We start from the raw sequence: 24,331 nt of genomic DNA, 5'->3' as shown, positions 1-24,331 counted from the left end.
ACATGATGTTTGCTGTAATGATGCGTCGCTTGCATCATTCGACGTCATCGCGACGGTCGGCTCCCGCCGACCTGAGAAATGTGACGAACCGCCGACCCGGCGGGGCCAATTCGCGGTTCCTGTCCCACACCAACCCGACCTCACGTTTGGCGCCCACATTGGTCAGCGGCACGTGAACGACCTGCGATTCGTCGGCAGTGCGGGGAACCGGCACGACGCCGACGCCGAAGCCTGCGGAAACCAGCCCCTCGATCGTGGAGATCTCGGTTGCCTCGAAGACGATGTCCGGGTCGATACCTTCCTCTGCCCAGAGCTCATCGGTCAGTTGACGCAAGCCCGCCTGCCGTACCAAGGCCACATACGGCTCCGATGCCGCCGCCGACAACCGCACCCGAGTGCGAGACGCCAACCGGTGCCCGCGCGGCACCACCAGACACAACCGCTCTTCGTACAGTCGATGCCACACGAGTTCCGGCGCCTCGGGCCGCGGTGACGTGATACCGATGTCCGCTTGACCGTTGACGACACGTTGGGTGATTTCGCGCGCGGGGCCCTGAAACAAGTCGAACGAAATCCGTTGCGCCGACGCCCGAAAACGCCGAAGCTGTTCCGGCACAAACCAACTGGCAAGCGAATGCAGGAACGCCAGCCGGACCCGTCCGGTGTCGGGGTCGCGCAGCGCGCTGATGCGTTCGACGGCCGACTGCACCTCGCCGAGGCTGCGGCGAGCATGTTCGAGCATGATCTGCCCGTACGGATTGAGGCGTAACCGGCGATTGGCCCGGTCGAACAGCGGGGCACCGACTTGCGCCTCGAACCGCGCCAACGCCCGGGACAACGTCGGTTGGCTGACGCCCAACTCCGCGGCGGCCTCGGTGACATGTTCGATCTCGGCGAGCGCGACAAACCATTCCAATTCTTCGAGATGCACGCGTTGACGATAACCAAAACGCATGAATCACCCGCTGTGCTCTTCGCCAGGAAACCGGTGTACGAACGGAGAAGACAGAAAGGAACATGCGATGTCCACCTGGCTCATCACCGGCTGCTCGACCGGACTCGGCCGCGCCCTCGCCGAGGCGGTGATCGACGCGGGCCACAACGCCGTCGTCACGGCCCGCGATGCGGCGAAAGTCGACGACCTGGCCGACGCCGCGCCCGACCGCGTCCTTGCCGTCGCACTCGACGTGACCGACCCCGGCCAGGTGAGTGTCGCGGTGCAGCAGGCCGACGAGCGGTTCGGCGGCGTCGACGTGCTGGTCAACAACGCGGGCTACGGGTACCGCGCCGCCGTCGAGGAGGGCGAGGACCCGGCCGTTCGCGCGTTGTTCGAGACGCATTTCTTCGGCACCGTGGCGATGATCAAGGCGGTACTGCCCGGCATGCGAGCACGGCGCTCGGGTTCGATCGTCAACATCTCCTCGATAGGTGCCCAACTGACGCCGGTCGGCTCCGGTTACTACGCCGCAGCCAAAGCCGCTGTCGAAGGTGCGAGCGGCGCGCTGCGCGCTGAGGTTGCGCCCCTTGGCATTTGGGTCACCGTCGTGGAGCCTGGCGCGTTTCGCACCGACTTCGCCGGGCGTTCCCTGACTCAGTCGGCCACGGTGATCGACGACTATGCCGACACCGCCGGGCGGCGTCGCAAGGAAAACGACACGATGGACGGCAATCAGGCGGGTGATCCGGCGAAGGCGGCCGCTGCGATCATCACCGCCGTCGAATCGGACGAGCCCCCTGCTTTTCTGCTGCTCGGGCCCGACGCGCTGGCCGCATATCGCCACATCGCCGACGGCCGCGCCACCGAAATCGCGAAGTGGGAAAAGCTGACCGCGGGCACGAACTTCGATTCCTAATCCGATCCGCCGCCGCCTCAGCAAGCGTTTAATGACCGGACATGAGCGGCTATCGGACTTTGATCGTCGGGACGGACGGGTCGGACTCGTCGATGCGTGCGGTCGAAAGGGCGGGTGCCTTCGCGGCGCAGGAGAACGCCAAGCTGATCATCGCGAGTGCGCACATCCCCCACGTGGACAGGGGTAGCTGGTCACACGCGCCCTCGCACGACCACGTCACCGACCCCCGGGCCGCCGACAGCCTTGGTGGCGAGGGCTACAAGTTGCACGGCGACGCGCCCGTTTATGGGATCCTGCGCGATGCCCGCGACCGGGCAAAGGACGCCGGTGCTCACGACATCGAGGAGCGCGCGATCGAGGGCGCCCCGGTCGAGGCACTCATCCGCCTCGCCAAACAGGCGAATGCCGATCTGCTCGTCGTGGGCGACGTCGGGCTCAACTCCGTGGCGGGGCGACTGCTGGGCTCGGTTCCTGCCGACATTGCCCGCAAGGCCAAGATCGACATCCTGATCGTGCACACCGCCGACTAACTCCTGGACGCAAGGACACCAAGCTGGTGCGGGACAATCGCAGCCAGCATGACCGACACCGAGGACTCATCCACCGGTAGCCGACGCCGACACATCGCGCGACTCGTGCTGTTCGCGGGATTTCTGCTCGTCCTGTTCTATCTTGTCGCGGTCGGCCGCGTCATCGACGTCGAAGACATCCGGCGCACGGTCGCCGCCACCGGCCCCGCCGCGCCACTGGCCTACATCGTGGTGGCCGCTGTACTCGCCGCCGTGTTCGTCCCCGGCCCGATTCTGGCCGCGGGCAGCGGCGTGCTGTTCGGGCCCGTGCTGGGCGTGTTCGTGACGCTCGGCGCGACGGTCGGAACGGCGCTCATCGCCAGCCTCATCGGCAGACGCGCTGGCCGGGACAGCGCGCGGGCGCTCCTTGGAGCCGAGCGCGCCGACCGCCTCGACCAGTTGATCGACCGGCGAGGCCTGTGGGCGGTGGTCGGTCAGCGATTCATCCCCGGCATTTCCGACGCATTGGCCTCTTATACGTTCGGAGCGTTCGGAGTTCCGTTGTGGCAGATGGCCGTAGGCGCATTCATCGGGGCCGCCCCGCGGGCGTTCGTCTACACCGCGTTGGGCGCGTCGATCGGTGACCTCTCCTCGCCGCTGGCCTACTCGGCCATTGCCGTCTGGTGCGCGACACCTGTCGTCGGTGCCTTCGTCACGCGCCGCGGTTACGTGAGGTGGCGGGACCGGCGCCGGGAGCAGGACCCCACGCAGTAGGCGTGTCCCCACGCTTGACTGTGACGGCCCTCACAGTAATATGACCACTGGTCATACAAGGCGCGAGGAGGTGCCTGTGCCGACAGTGACGTGGGCTCGGCTCGACCCGACTCGTCGGGCGGCGGTGATCGATGCCGCAGAGGCCGAGTTCGGGGCGCACGGGTTTTCCGGCGGCAGCCTGAACGTCATCGCCCGGCGTGCGGGAGTCGCCAAAGGCAGCCTGTTCCAATACTTCGCGGACAAGCGCGATCTCTACGCTTTCATCGCCGATGTGGGCAGCCACCGGGTCCGCACCTATATGGAGACCCGCATTTGCGAACTCGACCCCGGCAGACCGTTCTTCGAGTTCTTGACCGACCTGATGGACTCGTGGGTGGCCTACTTCGCCGATCATCCGAAGGAACGATCGCTTCACGCCGCGGCGAGTTTTGAAGTCGACACCGACGCGCGCGTCAGCGTGCGCAGCGTCATTCACCGGCACTACCTGGAAGTGCTGCGGCCGTTGGTGCGCGACGCCCAGGTCCGCGGCGACCTTCGGTCCGAGGCGGATACCGATGCACTGCTGTCGCTGCTGCTGCTGATCTTCCCGCATCTGGCCTTGGCTCCGTATGTGCGCGGAATGGATCCGATCCTCGGCCTCGACGAGCCAACCCCCGAGCAGCCGGCGCTGGCCGTGCGCAGGTTAGTCGCGGTGCTGCAGAGCGCTTTCGCCCCATCACCGTCGATGACGTCAACCACCGCTTGATCTACAGGAGGTCATTGCCATGACAAGAACCCGTTCACATTCGCTCGCTGCGGGTGGACTCAAGTGGGACAGCCTGCCGCTGAAGCTCTTCACGGGAGGCAACGCCAAGTTCTGGGATCCGGCCGACATCGACTTCTCACGCGACCGCCAAGACTGGGAGTCGCTCACCGATCTCGAGCGGGAGTGGGCGACCCGGCTGTGCGCGCAGTTCATTGCGGGCGAGGAAGCCGTCACTCAAGACATCCAGCCGTTCATGGCGGCGATGCGGGCCGAGGGCCGCCTCGGCGACGAAATGTACCTGACGCAGTTCGCGTTCGAGGAAGCCAAGCACACGCAGGTGTTTCGGATGTGGCTCGACGCCGTCGGAATGACCGGCGACCTGCAACACTTCCTCGACGACCTGCCCGCCTATCGGACGATCTTCTACGACGAGCTTCCCGAATCGCTCGACACCCTGGCGACGGACCCCTCGCCGGCGGCTCAGGTCCGCGCTTCGGCCACGTACAACCACGTCATCGAGGGCATGATGGCGCTCACGGGTTACTATGCGTGGCACCGGATTTGCGTGGACCGCGGCATTCTGCCCGGCATGCAGGAACTGGTGAAACGAATCGGTGACGACGAGCGACGGCACATGGCATGGGGTACGTTCACTTGTCGGCGACACGTTGCTGCAGACGACTCGCTTTGGGGTGTCTTCGAAACCCGGATGAACGAACTCATCCCGCTGGCGTTACAGAACACCGAAGACGCATATTCGCTCTACGAGGAGATTCCCTTCGGACTCGAGAAGGAAGAGTTCCAGCAATACGCCACCGATAAGGGGATGCGCCGCTTCGGCACGATCAGCAGCGCCCGCGGCCGCCCGATCGAGGAGATCGACATCGATTACACACCGCTACAGCTCGAGGACACGTTCGCTGACGAAGACCGAAGAGCGTTGGCCGCCTCGGCATAGCGGCGGTCAGTACGGCGCGCCGGCCGCCTTGCTGACCCGGAACACCTCGGTTTCCTCGGCGAGCCCCTTGAGACGTTGGGCGCCGAGGCTTTCGAAGTGCAAGCCAGAGCCCGCCGAGAGATCGCGTACCGTTCGGCTCGCGAGCACCTCGTCAGCTCGCGCCATGCCACCGATGCGCGCCCCGACGTGAACCGCCATCCCACTCCACTCGTCGCCGCGTTTTTCACATTCGCCGATGTGCACGCCGACTCTGACATGCATACCGAGCCCAGCGAGTGTCGGCACGAGTTCGAGCCCGCACCGGGCCGCCTTGGTCGGCCCGTCGAAAAGCGCGAACACCCCGTCTCCTGTGTGCTTGGCCCGCTGGCCGCCGTACTTCGAAAGCATCCGGTCGACCAGCCGATCGTGGGCGTCGAGTTCGTGTCGCCAGTGCGTATCACCATGGGTGGTGAGCAGTTCGGTTGAGCTGACAATATCGGTGAACATGACCGTCGAGAGCACCCTCTCGCCCTGTTCCTCTTGCGATGCGCCGCAAGCAAAGTCGACGATGGCCGACGCGAGCGCGTCATCGAGCAAGCCGTGCGGCCCAGGCGGCAGTTCCCGAAACTCGGCGCCGGGGATGGCCGCCGCCAACGCGCGGCCGGACTCGGGTGTCGCGACGAAGTCGCCGCGCCTGCAGAGCACAAGGGTGGGAACGCGGACGGTTCGCAACAACGGACGCACGTCGATGGCGGCGACCGCGTCCCACAGCATCCGCGCCATCATCGGACTCGCAGACGTGCGCTCGATGCGGCCGTACATTTCGCGGAAGCCCGGCACATCGGCAATGGAACCGAAGAAGAGGTCGGCCAATGCGCCCTCACCCCAGTGCTTTTCGATCTGCTCGTGGAATTGCTTCGAGTGATCGGAGCTGAATCCCCATGGATGATCCGGTAATTCCGGCGTGAATCGAGCAAGTGTTCCGTACAGGATCAGCGAGCGGACCCGTTCCGGGTAGGTCGCCGCGAAAAGAATGCTCATCGGGCCGCCTTCCGAGACGCCCCACAGCACCGGACATTGCGCCCCCACGGTGTCCAAGACGGCGTGCAGATCGTCCATCCGCTCGTCGAGGGGCGGGACGCGAGTCACAGGGTCCGACAGGCCGGTGCCGCGTTTGTCCCACGCAACGAACCGCGTGCGGTGCGCCAACTGCTCGAAGAATGGGGTGAACGGCACGTCGGGATCGGCGATCAAATCGACGTTGCTGACCCACCCCGGAACCCAGACCACCGTGGAGTCGGCGTCGCCCAGTATGCGATACGCAAGGCGAACGTCACCGTTGCGCGCGTAGTGCACTCCCCCGTCGATCACAGAAATATCGTGCACCCGCATGACGGCCAACCGGGCACTTTTCCGCCGTTGTCCACCGATCGGGGGATGCGCGAATCCCCCGGTGACGAGGCTGATTGCGGGAATCTCATCCGGCCGCTTGGCAGAAATACTCCTCTCATGACGATCACGCTCGATACCCCCGTCGCCGTCACCGCGTCCCCGTCGCTGCTGTCACGCATCGCTGCCCGGTTGGGTGCGCGCCATTACGACCGCCTGGTCCTGTCCGGTGCGAGCCCGAACGCCGGGAGCGCTCTAGAGGTGCATGTGGTGCGGCTGACGTCGGTCGAATGTCGCGAGCGCCTCGCCGCCGACTTGCGGCACCGCGGCACCGCGGTGTTGTGCGACCGCGTCATGTCGGCCACGCGGGTCAAGTACCCGTCGGTATGGGATGCAGCGGACCTGATCGAGCGGGTGGAGAAGCGACTGCTGGCGGGTTGCGACATCAGCCCGCGCGGTACTGCCCGGCTCCGTCGATTGCTGACCGACTGGAACGGACCGCTGCGTAATCGCGGAAGCGGTGACCTGTGCGCGGAACTGCGCGCGGTGCTGGCGGCGCTGTGAAGGTTCGGGAGGGTCGACACGCTATCGCCGAAGTGCCCACCTTGGAGCGACTTTGTCGCTGCGAGCCGGGCACATCAACATGTGCATAGATGAATTCCGCCGTGGCGCAGGGAATTCGGCACGCCAGATCAGTTAGTTGGCGCTTGGCGGTGGGATGGGTTGGTAGGGGTCATACCACCACCAGTCGGCGCGTTCACCCAACGGGCCGTTCCACGGTGGAACGTCGGGTGGGGGTCCGGTGGGTGGACGGGCCAGTGAGGCGGAGGTCAGTGGGTGGCCGTCGCTGTCGGTGACGATTAATCGGTCGGCGGGGCCGGTGAGGGTGATGCCGCCGCGGTGGTGCATGCGGTGGTGATACGGACACAGCAGCACCAGGTTGTCCAACTCGGTGCGCCCGCCGTCTTCCCAATGAATGAGGTGATGGGCGTGCAAACCCCGCGTGGCCCCACACCCTGGGACCGCGCAGGTGCGGTGGCGATGCTCCAACGCCCGCCGCAACCGCCGATTGATCGTCCGTGTCGCCCGCCCGGCGCCGATGACCTGCCCGCAGCGTTCGAACCACGCCTCACACGTGGCATCACACGTGAGGTATTGCCGGTCGGCGTCGGAGAGCAGCGGACCCAGATGCAGGGCCCCGATGCGCGCCTCGACATCGACGTGCACCACCACGGTGGTGTGCTGGCCGTGGGGGCGGCGCGCCGCCTCGGCGTCCCAGCCTGCTTCGACCAGCCGCATAAACGCTTGCTGGGCCGACGGCAACGGCGGCCGCTGCTCCGACTTGCTGTCGCTGTGGTCCTGTTTCCATTCGTTGACCAACGCATCCCGGTGTGAGGCCAACGCGGCGTCGAAGGTGGCGGCCTGATCAGCGGGCAGGGTGATCCGATACTTCGTGCACTGCTCATCAGACGCGGTCTTGGTGAACGATGCTTCCGGCGCCGGCTTCGGGCCAGGCGTCGGGCGCGGTTCCAGTTTGATCGCGGTGCGCAACTGGCTGACCGTGGCCACCGCCGCCAACTGTGCGTAGTGCTCATCGGAACCGTCACCGGCGCGGGCAGCGATCACCGCGACCTGATCCAGCGACAACCGGCCCTCACCCATCCCCGCCACACAGCGCGGAAACTCCTCGATCCGGTCGGCGATCGTGGTGATGGTGTGCGCGGTGCCCGTCGACAACCCCAGCCGCCAGCCCATCAACGCCGCCAGCGAGCGGGCTCCGGTCGCGCCCCACAACTGGTCGCGGTCGATCTGCGCGGCGATCTGCACGATGCGCCCGTCGATGGCGTTGCGCTGCCCCGCGAGCTCCGCCAACTCCTCGAACAACACCTCAAGCCGATCACTGCGGCTGCTCACCACAGCGTCGTCGGAGAATGCGGTCGAGGACATGACCCCATCCTCACCACCAAAGGCGACACCGCACCCGATCGAGCGCGAGCAACCACCCAACCTGTGGATGAGATCGCACCTGGGGATAACTGCCGCTAGCTGGAGACGGGTCGGCGCCGCGTCGCACCCCATAGCCCGACGCCGATGCCGACGACCGCGCCGCCAAGGCCGATCAGCCGCTGCGGGCGTTTCATCTCATGGTGCACGCTCATGCCGCCGAGCAGGTCGGCCGCATCAGCACCGCCCGATGCGAGGAACCAGCCTCGGGTGTCCCGGCCGCGCAGCGCCGCCGTCGCGAGCAGCCCGCCGATCAGCGCGTCGCGATAACCCATCGAGCGCAACAGCAGTCGGGCCGTTGGCGCAGGCTCATCCGGGTCGCCCCAGGCCTTGTTCGCACGAACCGGGTCGACGAGAAATGAAATGCCCGAGGCAAGTCGGATACTGCCGGTCACAAGGCCAGCACGGTCGATCGGCATAGCCCGCAGCCTAGGGTGCGCTGTCAGCCAACCGTGAACAATTCGAGCTGAATGTTGTCCGGGTCGCGGAACACCAACGTCGCGAACGGGAACGGTTGATCGCCGGACCGGACCCCCGAGTGCTCGACACCGAGCTCGTCGAGCCATGCAGTCCACGCCTCGAGCTCCGCACGCGAGGCGACGTTGAAACCCACATGGTCCAATCCCGTACGCGCTTCGTCGAATTCCCCGCCATCGTTGCCGACGTTGGTGTGCAGACCGATCACCAGGCCCGAACGCGGATCGACGAGCAACAACCCGTACCCGGTGTCCTCGCGCTCATAGTGCGGGAACGTCATCGGCACACGGTCAGCTCGAAACACCCTCTGGTACCAGGCGGCGCTGGCTTCAAGGTCACGCACCGTCACAGAGACGTGATGGATCCCGGTGATGCCAGGCGCCGAATCATCGCTCATGTCATGTCCTTTCGCGGTGCGAACACGGGAACGAAAACACTTTCCCCGTCGATCTCCTGGTGTTCGAAACGGACCTCGACAGGTAGCCCGATGTGGACCGAGTCCGGTTCACAGTCAACGATATTGGCCGCGATGCGCAGATCGGTCTGTTCCGGCAATTCAACGATCGCGATCACGTAGGGCACCGGCACCGCAGGGTTGAACGGTTGGTAGTTGACGGTGTAGGTGAACACGGTGCCGTGCCCGGAAACGGGATGTGCGAGGAGCGCACCTCCGCAGGCGGGGCAATCCGCCGAGGGCGGACTGACCCACAACGCGCACTGTGTGCATCGGTCGATGAGCAGGTGCCCGTCGGCACCGCCGGTCCAAAACGCCCGATTGTGCTCGTGAAGTTTCGGCAACATCCGCGCCGGATTCCCGGGTACGGCGGCATCGGGCATGACAAGCAAAGTACATTCCAGAAGGCTGTCATCACAAAAATAGATGTATGAGGTGAATGCTGCGGGTGAGCCACTTCGAGAAGGACGCGATCATCAGCGGCCTGGGCATATCGCGTATCGGCCGCCGCACCGGCATCCCGGGTCGCGACCTCACGCTCGAGGCTGTCACAGCCGCCATCGAGGACGCTGGGTTGACCCCCGCCGATGTCGACGGAATCGGCACGTTGGGCGATACCCCGCCCACCGAAGTTCTCGACGCACTGGGCATCGAGGCGGCGGATCAGACCGCCGGCTTCGACACCGGCGGCGTGCTCATCCCCGTCATGTCGGCGTTCCGCGCGGTATCCGAGCGCCGGGCCCGCCACGTGCTCGTCTACCGGACGGTCGCAATGCTTGGCGGTTCGATGAGTCAAACCGCCTCGCCGATGCTCAACCCCCTGGCCTCGCCTCCAGTGGAACCACGCAAGCCCGGCACCCGGCGCAAACTCAAACCGTTCGAAGACCTCGACGAATTGCTGGCCGCACACTCCTACTCGGCGGCGAACTGGCTAGCGATGCATTGCCGCCGCCACATGGAACTGTACGGAACTACCAAGGAACAGTTGGGCTGGCTGGCCATCAACAGCAGGCGCAACGCCGGGCTCAATCCGCTTGCCGCATTCCGGGATCCGATCAGCATGCAGGACTACCTGACAGCGCGGCCGGTGTCGACGCCGTTCGGGCTGCTCGATTGCGATGTGCCGATCGACGGATCCATCGCGCTCGTCGTCTCCCATGCCGAATACGCGGCGGACTGCCCCAACCGGGCCGTCAAAGCCGAGGCCATCGGCGGGGCGTACGGTTCGGGTGGCTGGTTCCATCGCGACGACTTTCCGAAGATGGCGTCGGTGGAAGCGGCGGCCGAGATGTGGTCGCGCACGGATCTGACGCCGTCCGACGTGGATGTGGTCGAAATCTACGACGGCTTCACGTTTCTGACGTTCGCCTGGCTGGAAGCGTTGGGCTTCTGCGCCGACGGCGAGGCAGGTCCCTTCGTCGAAGGAGCGGCACGGATCGCATCAGATGGCGAATTGCCGCTGAACACCTACGGCGGCCAACTGTCGGCGGGACGCATGCACGGCTACTGGCTACTGCACGAGGCGTGTCTGCAACTGCGCGGGCAGGCCGGCGACCGGCAGGTGGCTCAGCGACCGGAGGTCGCCGTCGCCGCCGCGGGCGGGGGACCCATCGCAGGATGCATGGTGTTGACATGCTGAACCCCGTTTCACGACGCGACGCCATCAAATGGGCTGCCGCTGCGCCGGTTCTGTTGAGCGTGGAGGCGCTTGCGGCGCCACGGGCGGCCGCCGCCAATCTCAGGCTGGTCGACTTCACCCACCGGTTGGTCTCACCCGACCAGATCAAGGCGGCGGGCTTCGACGGGGCGCTGGTCTACGTGTCGGAGTTGCGCCCAGGCGCCGACTTCGACTTCAAACCGGTGACCCGTGGCTACGCAGATGCGTTGCGCGGCGCGGGCCTTCACGTCGTCAGCTGCTACCAGTACGGCAAGCCCGGTTGGCCGACCCCGTCGGATTACACCCGCGGGTTCGACGGCGGCGCCGCGGACGCTCAGACCGCCCTGCGATGGCACGGCGCGGCAGGCGGCCCGGACTCGGCACCGATCTTCTTCAGCGTCGACGAAGACATCGACCAGGACACCTGGAAAAGCACTGCGGTCCAGTGGCTTCGGGGCATCAACTCGGTGCTCGGCGTGAACCGCACCGGCATTTACGGTCACGCGCGGGCGTGTGGCTGGGCGATCGGCGACGGCGTGGTCGGGCGATCGACCTCCGCAGGACACTGGTGGGTGTGGCAGACCAAGGCCTGGTCGAACGGTGAACGCGCGCCGGGGGCCGTGCTGTATCAGTCGGTGGTCGTCACCGCGTCCGACCCTGGTGTCGTGGTCGGCGGTATCAGCCTCGACGTCGACGACGTGCTAGCCCCCGATTTCGGGCAATGGGACCTCAACCGATGACCGCATCGCCAGTCTCGTTCAGCATCAACGGTATTGACGGGATTCGTATCGTCGCCGACCGCTACGGCGACCGTCTCGCGCCTGCTGTGGTGTTCTTGCACGGCGGCGGGCAGACCCGGCGGTCGTGGGGCAGGGCCGCGGCGGCGGTGGCCGAACGCGGTTGGCAGGCGATCACCGTCGACCTCCGTGGCCACGGCGAGTCCGACTGGTCAGAAGACGGTGACTACCGCGTCACCACCTTCGCGAAAGACGTGCTGGAAGTGCTGCGCTGCCTTCCTCCGCGTCCGGTGTTGGTGGGCGCGTCGCTGGGTGGTTTCACGTCGATGCTTCTGGCAGGGGAACTTTCGCCTGCCACGGTGCGCGCCGTTGTGCTCGTCGACATCGTGCCCGACATGAATCCGTCAGGCGCGTCGCGGATTCACAACTTCATGTACGACCGGATGGAATCCGGTTTCGAGTCACTCGACGAGGTCGCCGACATGATCCAGGAGTACAACCCGCACCGCCCCCGGCCGACCGATCTGGACGGCCTTCGAACCAACCTTCGACAGCGTGACGGTCGCTGGTACTGGCATTGGGATCCGAAGTTCATCGACGGCACGTCGGCGCTGCCCCCGATCGAAGTGACCGAGGTCGACCGCATGTACGCCGCCGTCGAGGCGATTCTTCAGACCCGTGTGCCGATGCTTCTCGTGCGGGGACAGATGAGCGATCTCGTCACAGCAGACCGCGCCGAAGCCTTCATCGCCCGTTTCCCTGACATCGATTTCGTCGACGTGGGCGGGGCCGGGCACATGGTCGCAGGGGATCGCAACGACCTCTTCGCCGACGCCGTCGTCGAGTTCCTCGCCAAACACGCCGAGGATCGGTGACCGCATGCGAGTCGAGCGGATCACAACGAACCTGGTGGTGCCTGACGTCGGTGCCGCGAAGGACTTCTACACGGACTACCTGGGTTTGACCACCGAGGAGTTCAACATGGGCTGGGTGGCCCGCTACACCTCCCCCGACACCGGAGCCCACGTCCAGCTCATCTCACACGATGCCAAGGCCTCCGAAAAGCCGGTCATCTCGGTGCACGCCGACGACGTGGACGCCGCCCACGACGAAACGCGGGACCGCGACCTCGAGATCGTGTACCCGCTGACCACAGAGCCATGGGGAGTGCGCCGGTTCATGGTCAGAGCACCCGACGGCAACGTCATCAACATCGTGCAGCATCGGGAGTAGCCGTCGGTCATCTGCCGTGCGAGTCGAAGAACTGCGCGCTGGCTTGTGAGGCGTCGGCGAGCCATGTGTGCCCACCACCGTCGACCTGAATGAAGTCGACCTCGCTGCCGCCAGCGCATCCCGCGGCGGTGAACCGGTGCGTGGCGCCCACGACGTCTTCAACGGGCGCACCGCAGCCATCGAGGTCACGCCACCGTTGTGCCAATGCCGGCGCCGCGACGATGTCGCTGTACCCGCCACGACCCAGCATTGTGCCGCCGCCGAACGGCACGACGGGATCGGCGGTGCCATGCACCTGCAGGACCGACACGGGCTGCGTCGGTGCACACGGCGCGGCGACGCCAAGCGTTCCGGCGACCGGCGCGATCGCGGACACCAGATCGGCGCGTTGACATGCCAGTCGCGTCGCCATGAACGCGCCTGCCGACAAGCCTGTTGCGAACACCCGTCCTCGCGGGATGCCGTGCTCACGGGACAGCTGATCGATGAGCGCCGCGAGGAACCCGACATCGTCGACGCCCTGGCGGTCGGGCGTCGACGCGCCGCGACCGTCAGCCCAGCTGTGGTCGATGCCGTCGGGGTAGGCCACCACGAACCCATGCTGGTCGGCGACGGCGTTGTAGTTGGTGATCGCCTCCTGCTCGCCGCCCGTCTGCCCGGCGCCGTGAAGGTTGATCACCAAGCCAGTGGGCTGGCCCGGCGGGACGTGCAGTTGGTAAGTCCGCGGCAGCCCGCCGATCACCAGCTCACCGGGGGCATCTCCGGCGGGCATCGCCGACGCAGGCGCATTGCCGAGCACGACACAACTCACGACGGCAGCTGCCGCCGTGATGCGTCTTGCGTACCCATTCAGCACTAATCGGCCAGAGTAGAGGATTCACCGGGTTGGCAATCCCGACCCGCGAAGTTGAGGCGGATGCCTCATGTGCGCAGTGCGGTGCCCGGCCGACCATTTCCGCATCGGTTGGGAGGCACTCATGTTCACTATCGACGAACTGGCCGCGATTCCGCTCTTCTCGGCGCTCGGGGACAAGGAATTGGAATTCCTCGCAGGCGCGGTTGAAGACATCCACCTCGTGCCCGGCGAGTACGTGGCTCACGAGGGTGACGGCCGGTTCTTGGCCGTCGTCGTAGAAGGGACGACCGAGCTGACAAAGGTGGTCAACGGCGTCGAGCAGGTGATCGGCGTGCGGGGACCCGGTGAGCTCGGCGGTGAAGTCCCGATGACGCTCGGCACGCCGTTGCCCGCCAGCATGCGAGCCGTCGACCACTCCCGCGTGCTGAAGCTGACCGTCGAAGACTTCCACACGCTCGCCGCCATGGCCCCCGACATCGCAGCATCCGTTGGCGCCGCCGCAGCGGAGCGCATGGAGATGCTCCGCAGCGCCACCGCGCAACCGCCTGAACCCCCGATGTTCGTCATCGGCCCGCGCGTCGACGCCGGCGTGCACAGCTGCGACAGCTTCCTGCGTCGCAACCAGATTCCATACGAACACCTGGACCCTGACGACTCCCAGGAGCCGCCGTATCCCGTGGTGGTGCTGCGCGACGGCACCCGGCTGATCGCCCCCACGATGCGCGCCGTCGCCACCGTCGCGGGACTGACCGTGGCACCGAGCCGGACCAATTACGACGTCGTCATCGTCGGCGGCGGCCCCGCCGGCCTGACCGCAGCCGTCAACGCCGCGTCCGAGGGCCTGCAGACGGCGCTGATCGAGTCGTTCGCCCCTGGCGGTCAGGCAGGCACTTCGACTCGTATCGAGAACTACACCGGCTTCCCCTTCGGCGTCTCCGGGGACGACTTGGCCAGGCGCGCGCTGCAACAAGCCAAGCGGCTCGGCGCCGAAATCGTCGTGACCCGCCGGGTCGAGACCATCGATCCCGCTTCGATGACCGTCGAACTGGACGGCGACGATGTGCTGCGCACCAAGTCGATCGTTCTCGCGATGGGCGTGGACTGGCGGCGACTGCAGGTGGCCGCCGTCGAACGCTTCGTCGGCGCCGGCGTGTACTACGGCGCCGCACGCAGCGACGCCGGTCTGGCCCAGGGCAAGGACATCTTTCTGATAGGCGCCGGAAATTCGGCAGGACAAGCCGCGATCTTCTTCTCCGGCCACGCCCGATCAGTCACGCTTCTGGTCCGGGGCGAGTCACTGGCGGACAGCATGTCCCACTACCTCGTCACGCAGATCGCAACGAAAGCCAACATCCGGGTCGAAACACGATCCGAAGTCGTCGCGGTACATGGGGGCGAACAACTCGAGGCCATCGAGGTCATCGACCACAGCACCGGCACGACGTCTCGACGCGCCGCTACCGTGGTCTTCATCCTCATCGGTGCGGAAGCCACCAGCGACTGGCTTCCCTCTGAGATCTTGCGCGACGAACATGGATTCATCCTCACGGGAGCCGACGCGATGAAGGCCGGCCAATGGCGCGCTGATCGCGAACCGTTCGCACTTGAAACGAGCGCCCCCGGGATCTTCGCCGTCGGCGACATCCGCTCCGGATCGGTGAAGCGCGTCGCGGCATCTGTCGGCGAAGGCGGCGTGGCCATTGCGTTGGTGCATCGTTACCTGCTTCAGGCACAACCATGACCACCGCCGTAACGCCCAACGTCATCGACGTTCCGGCTCGGCGGCGTTTCGAGATCTCAGTCGACGGAAACGTCGCCGGTTTCGTCGAGTACCGGCGCAGGCCCGGCGTAATCTCCTTGCTCCACACCGAGATCGACCCGTCGCATGCGGGCGCAGGGCTTGGCACGTTACTCGTCAGGACCGTGTTGGACAGCGCCCGCGAGCAGGGGTTGGCGGTGCAACCGTACTGCCCGTTCATCCGGCGCTTCATCGACCGCCACCCGGAGTACCTCCACCTCGTGCCGATGGAGCGGCGCGCGATGTTCGCGTTGAGCCCGAAACGATGAGGCCGCACTGGTTATCGTGAGCCGGTGAACGACGAAGGCGGTTGGAGTCAGCCACCACCGCCTTTGATCACGGTCAGCTGTGACGGTGTGCGGCGGACGTTTCCGCCAGGCCGCGACGTGATCGTCGGGCGCGACGTCCGAGCCGACATGCGTGTTCTGCACCCGGCCATCTCGCGCGCGCACATGATCCTGCGGTACCGCGATGGGTACTGGATGGCGATCGACAACGCCAGCCGCAACGGAGTGTTTCTTGGCGCGCAGCGGATTCAATCGACGGCTGCGACCGATGGTCAGGCCGTCAACCTGGGCGACCCCGACGGTCCCCGATTGGCGTTCGAACTCAGTGAACCGCCGGACAATCGGACGACGGCGCAGACGAAACGGCCCGTGATCACGGCACCGACCGAGGCCATCACCGCGTTGCGCACCCGGTGGCGAACACCCGCAAGCCCGCACGCAATCCCCATCGGACGCGCACCCGAAAACGACATTGTGGTCGCCGACATGCTGGCGTCGCGCCACCACGCGAGGCTGCTGCCGACACCGTCGGGCACGCGGATTCAGGACGCCCGCAGTATCAACGGCACGTTCGTCAACGGGCACCGGGTGAAAGACACCCTGCTGCGGGAGAACGACGTCGTCACGATCGGCAACATGGACCTGGTTTTCGCAGGGGGCACCCTCATCCGAAGCGCGGACCCGGCCACCACCACCGGCGGCCTCGAGGTACACGGCGTCAGCATGACGCGAAGACGCGGCACCGTGACGCTGCTGGACCGAGTGTCGTTGACCGCCAGACCCGGAACGCTGACGGCGGTGATCGGTCCGTCGGGCTCGGGCAAGACCACTCTGTTGACGGCGCTCGTCGGAACGTCGCATCCAAACGCAGGCACCGTGCTCTTCGACGGCCGCGACTTGCACGCCGACTACGCCGCACTGCGCAGCCGCATCGGCATGGTGCCGCAGGACGACGTCGCACACCGGGGACTCACCGTCGCCGAAACACTGAACTTCGCGGCGGAACTGCGGATGCCGCCCGACACCACCAAACACGATCGTCGACAAGTGGTTTCACGGGTGCTCGCCGAACTCGACATGACGGCGCACGCCGACAAGCGGGTGGACCAACTGTCAGGCGGGCAACGTAAGCGGGTGTCGATTGCCATGGAACTGCTGACCGAACCCTCGCTGCTCGTACTCGACGAACCCACAACGGGTTTGGACCCGGCGCTGGACCGTCAGGTGATGACCATGCTGCGCAAGCTCGCCGATGCGGGTCGCATCGTCGTGGTGGTCACACACTCGCTGACGTTCCTCGACGCGTGCGATCAGGTGCTGCTGCTGGCGCCGGGCGGGAAGACCGCCTACTGCGGTCCGCCCGAGGAACTCGGCTCGGCCATGGGCAGCACCGACTGGGCCGACATCTTCACCGGCCTCACCACCGACGCCGATGGGGCGCAACGGCGTTTCTTCGAACGCCAAGGCCCGCTGGCTGAGTCCCCCACCCCATCCGCGCCGTTCGTCAATGTCGGCAAGCCGGCGCGGACGAGCCTGTGGCGGCAGTTCTCGGCGTTGTCCCGCAGACAGGTTCGACTTCTGCTGAACAGCCGCCGCTACTTCGTGTTCCTGATCGCGCTGCCGATGCTCGTCGGGTTGCTGCCGCTGACAGTGGGCGGAACCGCGGGCTTCGGGAAGCCTCCGGCGGGTGCGGCGGCGCCGATGGAGCCGCGACAGATCATCGTCCTGCTCGGCTTCGGCGCCATCCTGATGGGCATCACGCTGACGGTCCGCGACTTGATCGGCGAGCGGGCCGCCTACCGACACGAGCAGGCAGCCGGACTGTCGGCGTCGGCGTACCTGTTGGCGAAGATCTTTGTATTCGGCGCGGCCGCAACGCTTCAGTCGGCGCTGCTGGTGCTAGTCGTCACGGCGCCGGGCATCGGAAAGCCCCCGCCGTCGAGTGCGGCGGCGCTCGGCAGCCCCATGCTGGAGCTGGTCGTGGACGTGGCGGCGACGGCAGTGGTGGCGGTCGTCCTCGGGCTGGTTGTCTCTTCGGTGTGCCGGTCCAGCGATCAATACATCCCGGTGCTGGCAGTGGTGTGCACAGCGCAACTCGTGCTTGCGGGCACCGTCGTTCCCGTTGCGGGCCGCCCCGTCCTGGAGGCGGTCGCGGCGCTCACCCCGGCCCGGTGGGGCGTCGCGGCGATGGCATCGACGATCGACCTACCGAATCTGGTGCCCGGCGCGACGGATCAACTCTGGGCACACAGCGCGTCGCGGTGGTTGGCGAACATGACGATGCTCGCGGTGCTCGGCGTGGTGTTCGCGGCATTCGTGCGCTGGCGGCTGCGGTTGAACGCCGCGTCGTCGCGCTGACCGTGGTTACGTCGGTGCGTCACTGCTGGGGTCGCCGGCTGTTTCCGTGGTTGTCGAAATCACCTCGGATCTCTTGCGAATCGCGATGATTCCGCCGCCGATCACCAATGCCATGCCAAGGATGACGAACATGGTCGGCGCCCGATCCCAAAGCACCCAGTCGATCAGTGCCGTGAAAACGATGACTGTTTAGATGAACGGGCTCACCTTGACCGCGGACGCGAAGCGGTTTGCTGCACATATTCCGCTCAGTCCGGGCCGGTGTCATCCGATCATGGCACCGACGAGAAGCCACGATCAACGATCCATCTACGCTTGGCCCGGTAACGCCCGACCTTCGGTTTGGTCACGACCGTCGCCGCGCACTACCGGGTCCCGGCGGGGCGATGGTTTCATGGCCCTATGAATGCGGCCGGACCGCTGCACTTGACCCTGCTCGTCGCGGTCGCGGGCGCAAGCGCACTGTCCGGCTTCATCGCCTCGGCGGTGGTTCTACAAAAGAAGCGTGCGCGCGGGTATTTCGTCCTCGGCATCCTGTCCGGGTTGATGGCAGGGGCTGTGACGCGGCGCAGGTATCGCAGGCTCAAGACCTTCAGAGCCGTAGCGCGTCGGCTGCCTTTCGCCGTGCCCGCTCCCACGGCCAGGTCATCAACGCCCACACGACGAGCACGATCGCGATCTCGGCGAGCAGATAGATCGGCCATGGGCCCAATACGTCAAGCACTGACGCGGTAGGCGGCTTCCTGTTGAGGTAGCCGTAGTTGGTGCCGGTGACTGCATTGAAGACGAAGGTGAACACCGCCCACGCCAAGGTCACCAGGACGGTGAAGCGGTAATCGCGCCAGCGTGGCCGATTCCGCTGCCCCCACGTGAGATAAATCGCGGCCCACACGACCAGAACGTGAAGTGTGAAGAACGTGAGGAAGAGGTGGTGCGGAAAATCCGGTGCGCCCTCCTCCGGCGTGCCGACGTCCGGGGTGATCAATGCCTGTGAACTCAGCACCAGTCCCCAGTAGTAGGCCAATGCGAAGGCCCAGTGCCGCTGCGACCACAACGCGTAAGCCGCAGTGAGTTCGGCGACGTCACAGAGTTGCAGCGGCACGGAGGTTTGGATGTCGGGCCGAATCAGCTTGTACATCAACGCCACCGCGAACGCCGCGACCAGCAGAACCGCCAGCACACGGCCGAGCACCCGCGATTGCGCTTCGGTCTGCCGCCGTCCGATCCAGACCAGCAGCACCGCGCCGACGGCGAACACCGCAAGCACCACCAAGTGCGACGGCCCGTACGCCGTGAACTCCCGTTGCGCAGCCAACGACAGCATCAGCCAGCGATTCCGACGGCCTGCTCCAGATCGGACAACGAGTCCTCGAGGTGAATGAGCAGGCGCTGCAGGTGGGGAACGCTGCGGCGGCACCCGACGAGGCCGAAGTCGAGGTTGTCGGCGTTGTTGGTCAACGTGATGTTGAGTGCTTGCCCGTCCAACGCGATGGACAGCGGATAATTGCCGTCGAGCCGAGCGCCGTTCCAGTACAACGGTTCTCGCGCGCCGGGAACGTTGGAGATGACAATGTTGAAAGGAGGCGGCGCCGACGAGACGAACCCCGGCACGAGGCCCAACGCGATGCCGGACATCAGGAACGCTGACAGCGCGAGCGCCTGGTTACGAGGCAACTCGGCGAACACCTTCTTGTTGTCGCGCATCGAGGTGTTGATTGCGTCCAGTCGCTTGGCGGGGTCAGCGGTATCGGTGGCGAGATTGCACAGGATCGTGCCGACCATGTTGCCGCCGGCGTCCTGCTCGTCAGCCGCGCGGAGGCTGATCGGAACCATTGCCACCAAAGGGGTTTGCGGCAGCGCATCCAACTCGACCAGGTAGGCCCGCAGCGCACCCGAGCACATGGCCAGCACGACATCGTTGACGGTCACGCCTGCTGCCGACTTGATGGCCCGGATCCGGGCCAACGGCCACGACTGTGCGGCGACCCGCCGCGCTCCCCCGATCGGCACGTTGAACATCGTCTTCGGCGCGCGGAACGGCAGCGTCAGCTGCTGCTCCAACAGCGCGGCCCTCGCGACCGAAAGAGTGGACGGCGCCAGCGAGGCGACCGACCCGACTGCCCCGGTGATCGACTGGAGAGCCGACTGCGACGCGCCCGAGTCCTTGCTTCTGCGTTTGGGGCCCAATGTCCACGGCACCCGGATCTCACGGTCGTCGGGGTCCGGCGTCATCGACCGGATGGTAAGGCGCTGCGCGGAGATACCGTCGAGCAGCGCGTGGTGGATCTTGGTGTAGATCGCGAATCGGCCGTCTTCTAGCCCCTCGACGAGATACGCCTCCCACAGCGGGCGGTGCCGATCGAGCAGCGTGCCGTGTAACCGCGAGGTGAGTTCGAGCAGTTCACGGATGCGCCCCGGACGCGGCAGTGCCGACCTGCGCAGGTGGTAGTCGATGTCGACGTCGTCGTCGAACGCCCAGGCGAGGTTTGCGACCGCGCCAAAAAGCCGACCCGGGTGCTTGCGGAACGTCGGCTGGAAGTCGTCGTTCTTGACGATCGTCTCGTGCAGGTCACGGACGAAATCCGGGCCGCTGCCCGTCGGGGGCTCGAATAGCGCCAGGCCCGCAACGTGCATGGGATGCTCGCGCGATTCGCCGATGAGGAACATCGAGTCGGTCGGCGATATCAGCTTCATTGATCCGACGGTACCTACGCCGGCTTTGCTTCGCGCAAGATATAGGAGCCAATCCTTTGCCCACGAGAGGTGACGATGACAAACGCAGTTGGCAGAGTGGCCGGCAAGGTCGCATTCATCACCGGTGCCGCGCGCGGACAGGGCCGTGAGCACGCGGTCCGGTTGGCGGAGGAAGGCGCAGACATCATCGCAGTCGATGTCTGCGCCGACATCGACGCCGCAGGTTATCCGGGCGCCACGGTGGCTGACCTCGACGAGACCGCGGCGCTCGTGGAAAAGCTGGACCGGCGCATCGTCACCGCACGAGCTGACGTCAGGGACCTCGACGGTCTACGCGCAGGGCTCCAGGAAGGCGTGGACGAGTTGGGCAGACCCGACATCGTCGTCGCCAATGCCGGCATCTCCGGGTCGCCCTCTCCGGCCGCCATGATCGACGAGACCGCTTGGCAGACAATGCTCGACATCAATCTGACCGGGGTCATGCACACCGTCAAGGTGGCGCTGCCGCACATGTCGGACGGCAGGGGCGGCTCCATCATCCTGGTGAGCTCGATGCTCGGATTGCGCGGCGGTGGCTACATGGCCGCCTACGCATCCGCCAAACACGCCGTGGTCGGCCTGATGAACTCGTTGGCCAATGAGCTTGCCCCGCAGTGGGTCAGGGTGAACTCCATCCATCCCGGCAACATCCTGACGCCGATGATCGACAACGATCACTTCCGTCGCACCGTGCGACCGGACGTCGCCCACCCCACAATGGCCGATGCGACACAAGCGATCGGACATTTCCACATGCTGCCCAAGCCCGTCATCGAGGCGCGCGCGGTCAGTGACGCCGTGCTGTTCCTCGCATCCGATGAGTCGCAGTACATTACCGGAGCGGCATTGCCCGTCGACGCCGGCGCGGTCGCAAAATTCTGACGCGCGCAAGCCGAAGGCCGGAAGCGGCCGCCCGCACCCAGATGTCGCGATAGTGTTCCAACGCCCAAGTCGGATCCGTTCAAGGCAGGTTCGGTTTATGACCACATCACGGCTTCTCGCAGCCGCAGCAGCGTCCGCACTCGTCGTCATCGGACTGGTAGGGTGCGCCCCGCCCGAGAAGAAGGACACCGGCGGCCAGACGGAATCCGGTGTGAACGCCAAAGAGGCCGCCTCGGCCGCCGACTTCGGTGGGATGGACGGCCTTGTGAAGGCGGCCAAGGCCGAGGGTGAGCTCAACGTGATTGCGCTCCCGCCGGATTGGGCCAACTACAAAGAGGTCATCGACACTTTCGCCAGCAAGTACGGCATCAAGGTGAACTCGGCTCAACCGGACGCCAACAGCCAGGACGAGATCAACGCCGCAAATCAGCAGAAGGGCAAGAGCACCGCGCCCGATGTCTTCGACCTCGGCCAGGCGATCGCGTTGGCGAACACCGCCATGTTCGCGCCGTACAAGGTGGCCACCTTCGACGACATCCCCGCGCAGTTCAAAGACCCGAACGGCACCTGGGTCAACGACTACGGCGGCTACATGTCCGTCGGCTACGACTCGTCGAAGGTTCCCGAGCTCACCGACCTCAACGACCTGATGAAGCCCGAGTTCAAGGGCAAGGTCGCGCTCAACGGCGACCCCACGACCGCGAGCGCCGCGGCCAACGGAGTGTTGATGGCCGCCATCGCCAACGGCGGGTCGGTGGACGACATCGCGCCCGGGGTCGAGTTCTTCGTCAAGCTCAAGCAGGCGGGCAACTTCGTGCCCGTCGATCCGACACCTGCGACCGTCGAATCCGGCCAGACGCCCGTCGTCGTCGACTGGGACTACCTCAATGCGGCCGAGACCAAGAAGCTGCCGACGTGGAAGGTGTTCGTCCCAGCCAACGCGCTCGTCGGCGGCTACTACTTCCAAGCCATCAACAAGGACGCGCCGCATCCGGCCGCGGCCCGGCTGTGGCAGGAGTTTCTCTACAGCGACGAGGGGCAGAACCTCTACCTGAAGGGCCTGGCGCGACCTGTGCGCGTCGACGCGATGGAGAAGGCGGGCACCGTCGACAAGAATCTGCTCTCCGCGCTTCCTGTTGTGCAGGGCACGCCGGTGTTGCCGACGGACGCGCAGAGCAAGAAGATGGCCGAGTACCTGGGGGCCAATTGGTTCAAGGTGATCAGCTGATCCGGACGCCCTGACGGGTCAGTTCCGCCTGCACCGCGACGATGTCCACCTCATCGAGGGCCAGGTCCGCACGGACCGACAGCGCGGCCGCGACTCCCGCGCCCTGCCCGGTGACGGCGCAGCATGACATGTTCCTGGTGGCGGCGTGCGCGATGCGGTCGCCTCCGGTCGCGCGCCCCGCGACGATCAGGTGCTGCACCGTCCGTGGCAGCAGCGAGCGATACGGGATCTGCAGGTAGCGCCCCGTGGTCGGCAGCACCAGCACGCCGTAGCCGTCGATGAACTCCGGGTAGATGCCGATGCTGTCGTCGAACCGGGCCTGCCCGCGCACATCGTCCTCGGTGAGGTTGTAGACCGCGTCGATCTTGCGGGTGTCGCGGATGCCGATGGTCATCCCGAAGTTGCGCAGGCGGGCGCCCTTACAACCCGGCGTGTAGCGCCGCAGCGCCTCGATCGCCAGCATCGCCTGCCTGCGGCCCTCGATCTCGAAGCGGGTCAGACTGTCGGGGTCGGTACCGTCGCACCCGGCGAGGTGGACGAGGTTCATATAGGTCAGTTCACCGGTGTCGTGCACCGCACCCCAGGTACCGCCGATGGTGTTGAGGTGAGCCGGAAGCAGGCCATCCGCAATGGCTTTCGCGAACGGCTTGCCAAGGTACGGCGAGTAGAGATCGGCATCCTTCTCGTCGGTATCGGCCGCGAATTCCCCTGCGGCCCAATCGCGGTACCGCTGCGGATCGTCGGCCACACCGGCGAGGAAAGCCGCCTTGTCGACACCAGCCAGATGGAACATCACCGATGCCGCCATCATCTGCTCAGGCGGAGTCTTGTGCACCGGCGCACCGGCGCGCGTCGCCACGTCGGCGTCCCCGGTGGCGTCGACGATCCGGCGGCCCAACACCGCCTCGCGGCCCGCCTTGGATTCGGTCACGATGCCGATGATCGTGTCCCCGTCCATCAGCGGTGCGACGAACTGACGGTGCAGCATCGGCTTGATGCCCGCCTCCTCGACAAGCCGGTCGGCAACCAGCTTGAACCCCTCCGAATCGAGTTCATATGACAGTGATTGGCTTTCCGGAACCGCTGCCCCCATCTCCTTCGCGCGCTGCTCGAACTCCCAACCGATGCCGCCGGCTTCCACTGTCCGCTCGTGGCGATACCAGGCGAACCCTTCGACGCCGACGGCGGTGAGGTTTCCGCCGAAACACCCGAAGCGTTCGACCAGAGCGACGTCTACGCCGGCCCGCGCCGCCGCGATGGCAGCAGCCAACCCGCCAGGGCCCGACCCGACGACGAGCACGTCGGTCTCGTGGACGACGTCGATCTCGCGGCTTGGCTCAGTGATGGTTCGGGGCGCCGACACGGAGCGACATCCTAACCGCGCGGCGTGGCGGGCCGGTGTCGTCCACCCGCGACGGAT

25 protein-coding genes are annotated in these 24,331 nt (G+C 66.0%); 15 read left to right on the top strand and 10 right to left on the bottom strand.

Going from position 1 to position 24,331, the window contains the following annotated elements:
* Positions 1-34: 34 nt before the first annotated feature.
* Complete coding sequence (locus tag ACGFK1_RS00740) at positions 35-931, bottom strand: LysR family transcriptional regulator (RefSeq protein ID WP_393424116.1); 897 nt, start codon at positions 929-931, stop codon at positions 35-37.
* A 91-nt stretch (positions 932-1,022) separates the two neighbouring features.
* Here ACGFK1_RS00740 and ACGFK1_RS00735 point away from each other — a divergent pair, with 91 nt between their 5' ends.
* The 5 genes from ACGFK1_RS00735 (at position 1,023) to ACGFK1_RS00715 (ending at position 4,839) form a co-directional block, all read left to right on the top strand.
* A complete protein-coding gene (locus tag ACGFK1_RS00735) occupies positions 1,023-1,853 on the top strand; it encodes an oxidoreductase (protein WP_393424113.1) in 831 nt (276 codons plus the stop codon).
* Positions 1,854-1,894: 41 nt separating this feature from the next.
* A complete protein-coding gene (locus ACGFK1_RS00730; RefSeq protein ID WP_393424110.1) occupies positions 1,895-2,383 on the top strand; it encodes a universal stress protein in 489 nt (162 codons plus the stop codon).
* 48 nt (positions 2,384-2,431) lie between these two features.
* Positions 2,432-3,136, top strand: a complete 705-nt coding sequence (locus ACGFK1_RS00725) for a TVP38/TMEM64 family protein (RefSeq protein WP_393424107.1) — start codon at positions 2,432-2,434, stop codon at positions 3,134-3,136.
* 76 nt (positions 3,137-3,212) lie between these two features.
* A complete protein-coding gene (locus tag ACGFK1_RS00720; protein ID WP_393424104.1) occupies positions 3,213-3,881 on the top strand; it encodes a TetR/AcrR family transcriptional regulator in 669 nt (222 codons plus the stop codon).
* A 19-nt stretch (positions 3,882-3,900) separates the two neighbouring features.
* Positions 3,901-4,839 (top strand): R2-like ligand-binding oxidase, encoded by a 939-nt coding sequence (locus ACGFK1_RS00715; protein WP_393424101.1) that lies wholly within the window; start codon positions 3,901-3,903, stop codon positions 4,837-4,839.
* 6 nt (positions 4,840-4,845) lie between these two features.
* Here ACGFK1_RS00715 and ACGFK1_RS00710 read toward each other — a convergent pair whose 3' ends face one another.
* Positions 4,846-6,189: an adenylate/guanylate cyclase domain-containing protein gene (locus ACGFK1_RS00710; protein ID WP_393424098.1), complete on the bottom strand. Its 1,344-nt coding sequence runs from the start codon at positions 6,187-6,189 to the stop codon at positions 4,846-4,848.
* Between the two features lie 138 nt (positions 6,190-6,327).
* On the opposite strand from ACGFK1_RS00710, the gene ACGFK1_RS00705 reads away from it, so the two are divergent.
* A complete protein-coding gene (locus ACGFK1_RS00705) occupies positions 6,328-6,771 on the top strand; it encodes a hypothetical protein (protein ID WP_393424095.1) in 444 nt (147 codons plus the stop codon).
* Between the two features lie 132 nt (positions 6,772-6,903).
* Here ACGFK1_RS00705 and ACGFK1_RS00700 read toward each other — a convergent pair whose 3' ends face one another.
* The 4 genes from ACGFK1_RS00700 to ACGFK1_RS00685 form a co-directional block, all read right to left on the bottom strand.
* Complete coding sequence (locus ACGFK1_RS00700) at positions 6,904-8,154, bottom strand: HNH endonuclease signature motif containing protein (RefSeq protein WP_393424092.1); 1,251 nt, start codon at positions 8,152-8,154, stop codon at positions 6,904-6,906.
* Positions 8,155-8,249: 95 nt separating this feature from the next.
* The gene (locus ACGFK1_RS00695; RefSeq protein WP_393424089.1) at positions 8,250-8,630 is read right to left on the bottom strand and encodes a DUF4267 domain-containing protein; all 381 of its coding nucleotides are present in this window, start codon (positions 8,628-8,630) and stop codon (positions 8,250-8,252) included.
* Positions 8,631-8,653: 23 nt separating this feature from the next.
* Positions 8,654-9,085, bottom strand: coding sequence for a VOC family protein (locus tag ACGFK1_RS00690; protein ID WP_393424086.1), 432 nt, complete (start codon positions 9,083-9,085; stop codon positions 8,654-8,656).
* The gene (locus tag ACGFK1_RS00685; protein ID WP_393426236.1) at positions 9,082-9,489 is read right to left on the bottom strand and encodes a Zn-ribbon domain-containing OB-fold protein; all 408 of its coding nucleotides are present in this window, start codon (positions 9,487-9,489) and stop codon (positions 9,082-9,084) included. The genes ACGFK1_RS00690 and ACGFK1_RS00685 overlap by 4 nt, the downstream gene beginning before the upstream one ends.
* Positions 9,490-9,590: 101 nt before the next feature.
* Between ACGFK1_RS00685 and ACGFK1_RS00680 the strand changes: the two genes are divergently transcribed.
* From ACGFK1_RS00680 to ACGFK1_RS00665, 4 genes are read left to right on the top strand one after another with little or no spacing between them, the layout of a single operon-like run.
* A complete protein-coding gene (locus ACGFK1_RS00680) occupies positions 9,591-10,781 on the top strand; it encodes a thiolase family protein (protein WP_393424083.1) in 1,191 nt (396 codons plus the stop codon).
* Positions 10,775-11,539 carry a DUF1906 domain-containing protein gene (locus tag ACGFK1_RS00675; RefSeq protein WP_393424080.1) on the top strand — a complete coding sequence of 255 codons (765 nt, stop codon included), beginning with the start codon at positions 10,775-10,777 and terminating at the stop codon, positions 11,537-11,539. The genes ACGFK1_RS00680 and ACGFK1_RS00675 overlap by 7 nt, the downstream gene beginning before the upstream one ends.
* Positions 11,536-12,411, top strand: coding sequence for an alpha/beta fold hydrolase (locus ACGFK1_RS00670; RefSeq protein ID WP_393424077.1), 876 nt, complete (start codon positions 11,536-11,538; stop codon positions 12,409-12,411). Before ACGFK1_RS00675 ends, ACGFK1_RS00670 begins: the two co-directional genes overlap by 4 nt.
* A gap of 4 nt (positions 12,412-12,415) precedes the next feature.
* On the top strand, positions 12,416-12,769 hold the full coding sequence (locus ACGFK1_RS00665) for a VOC family protein (protein ID WP_393424074.1): 354 nt from the start codon (positions 12,416-12,418) through the stop codon (positions 12,767-12,769).
* A gap of 7 nt (positions 12,770-12,776) precedes the next feature.
* On the opposite strand, the gene ACGFK1_RS00660 is transcribed toward ACGFK1_RS00665, so the two are convergent.
* Positions 12,777-13,541, bottom strand: coding sequence for an alpha/beta hydrolase family esterase (locus ACGFK1_RS00660; RefSeq protein WP_393426234.1), 765 nt, complete (start codon positions 13,539-13,541; stop codon positions 12,777-12,779).
* 205 nt (positions 13,542-13,746) lie between these two features.
* On the opposite strand from ACGFK1_RS00660, the gene ACGFK1_RS00655 reads away from it, so the two are divergent.
* The 3 genes from ACGFK1_RS00655 to ACGFK1_RS00645 are packed head-to-tail and all read left to right on the top strand — an operon-like array spanning position 13,747 to position 18,068.
* Positions 13,747-15,366: an FAD-dependent oxidoreductase gene (locus ACGFK1_RS00655; RefSeq protein WP_393424071.1), complete on the top strand. Its 1,620-nt coding sequence runs from the start codon at positions 13,747-13,749 to the stop codon at positions 15,364-15,366.
* Positions 15,363-15,692, top strand: coding sequence for a GNAT family N-acetyltransferase (locus ACGFK1_RS00650; RefSeq protein ID WP_393424068.1), 330 nt, complete (start codon positions 15,363-15,365; stop codon positions 15,690-15,692). The genes ACGFK1_RS00655 and ACGFK1_RS00650 overlap by 4 nt, the downstream gene beginning before the upstream one ends.
* A 24-nt stretch (positions 15,693-15,716) precedes the next feature.
* Positions 15,717-18,068, top strand: coding sequence for an ATP-binding cassette domain-containing protein (locus ACGFK1_RS00645; protein WP_393424065.1), 2,352 nt, complete (start codon positions 15,717-15,719; stop codon positions 18,066-18,068).
* 592 nt (positions 18,069-18,660) lie between these two features.
* Here ACGFK1_RS00645 and ACGFK1_RS00640 read toward each other — a convergent pair.
* A complete protein-coding gene (locus tag ACGFK1_RS00640; protein ID WP_393424062.1) occupies positions 18,661-19,392 on the bottom strand; it encodes a TIGR02206 family membrane protein in 732 nt (243 codons plus the stop codon).
* Positions 19,392-20,762 carry a wax ester/triacylglycerol synthase family O-acyltransferase gene (locus ACGFK1_RS00635; RefSeq protein ID WP_393424059.1) on the bottom strand — a complete coding sequence of 457 codons (1,371 nt, stop codon included), beginning with the start codon at positions 20,760-20,762 and terminating at the stop codon, positions 19,392-19,394. Before ACGFK1_RS00635 ends, ACGFK1_RS00640 begins: the two co-directional genes overlap by 1 nt.
* A 75-nt stretch (positions 20,763-20,837) precedes the next feature.
* Between ACGFK1_RS00635 and ACGFK1_RS00630 the strand changes: the two genes are divergently transcribed.
* Both ACGFK1_RS00630 and ACGFK1_RS00625 read left to right on the top strand, forming a co-directional pair.
* Entirely contained in the window at positions 20,838-21,683 is an 846-nt protein-coding gene (locus ACGFK1_RS00630; protein WP_393424056.1) for a mycofactocin-coupled SDR family oxidoreductase, read from the top strand.
* Positions 21,684-21,780: 97 nt separating this feature from the next.
* Complete coding sequence (locus ACGFK1_RS00625; protein WP_393424053.1) at positions 21,781-22,911, top strand: ABC transporter substrate-binding protein; 1,131 nt, start codon at positions 21,781-21,783, stop codon at positions 22,909-22,911.
* On the opposite strand, the gene ACGFK1_RS00620 is transcribed toward ACGFK1_RS00625, so the two are convergent.
* Positions 22,904-24,274, bottom strand: coding sequence for an FAD-dependent oxidoreductase (locus ACGFK1_RS00620; protein ID WP_393424050.1), 1,371 nt, complete (start codon positions 24,272-24,274; stop codon positions 22,904-22,906). The genes ACGFK1_RS00625 and ACGFK1_RS00620 overlap by 8 nt on opposite strands.
* Positions 24,275-24,331: the final 57 nt, after the last annotated feature.

Origin of the sequence: Mycobacterium sp. NPDC048908, assembly GCF_043197955.1 — a bacterium.
GTDB lineage: Bacteria > Actinomycetota > Actinomycetes > Mycobacteriales > Mycobacteriaceae > Mycobacterium.
Note: the sequence above shows the minus strand (reverse complement) of the source record. Positions and strands in the feature narration are given on the sequence as shown.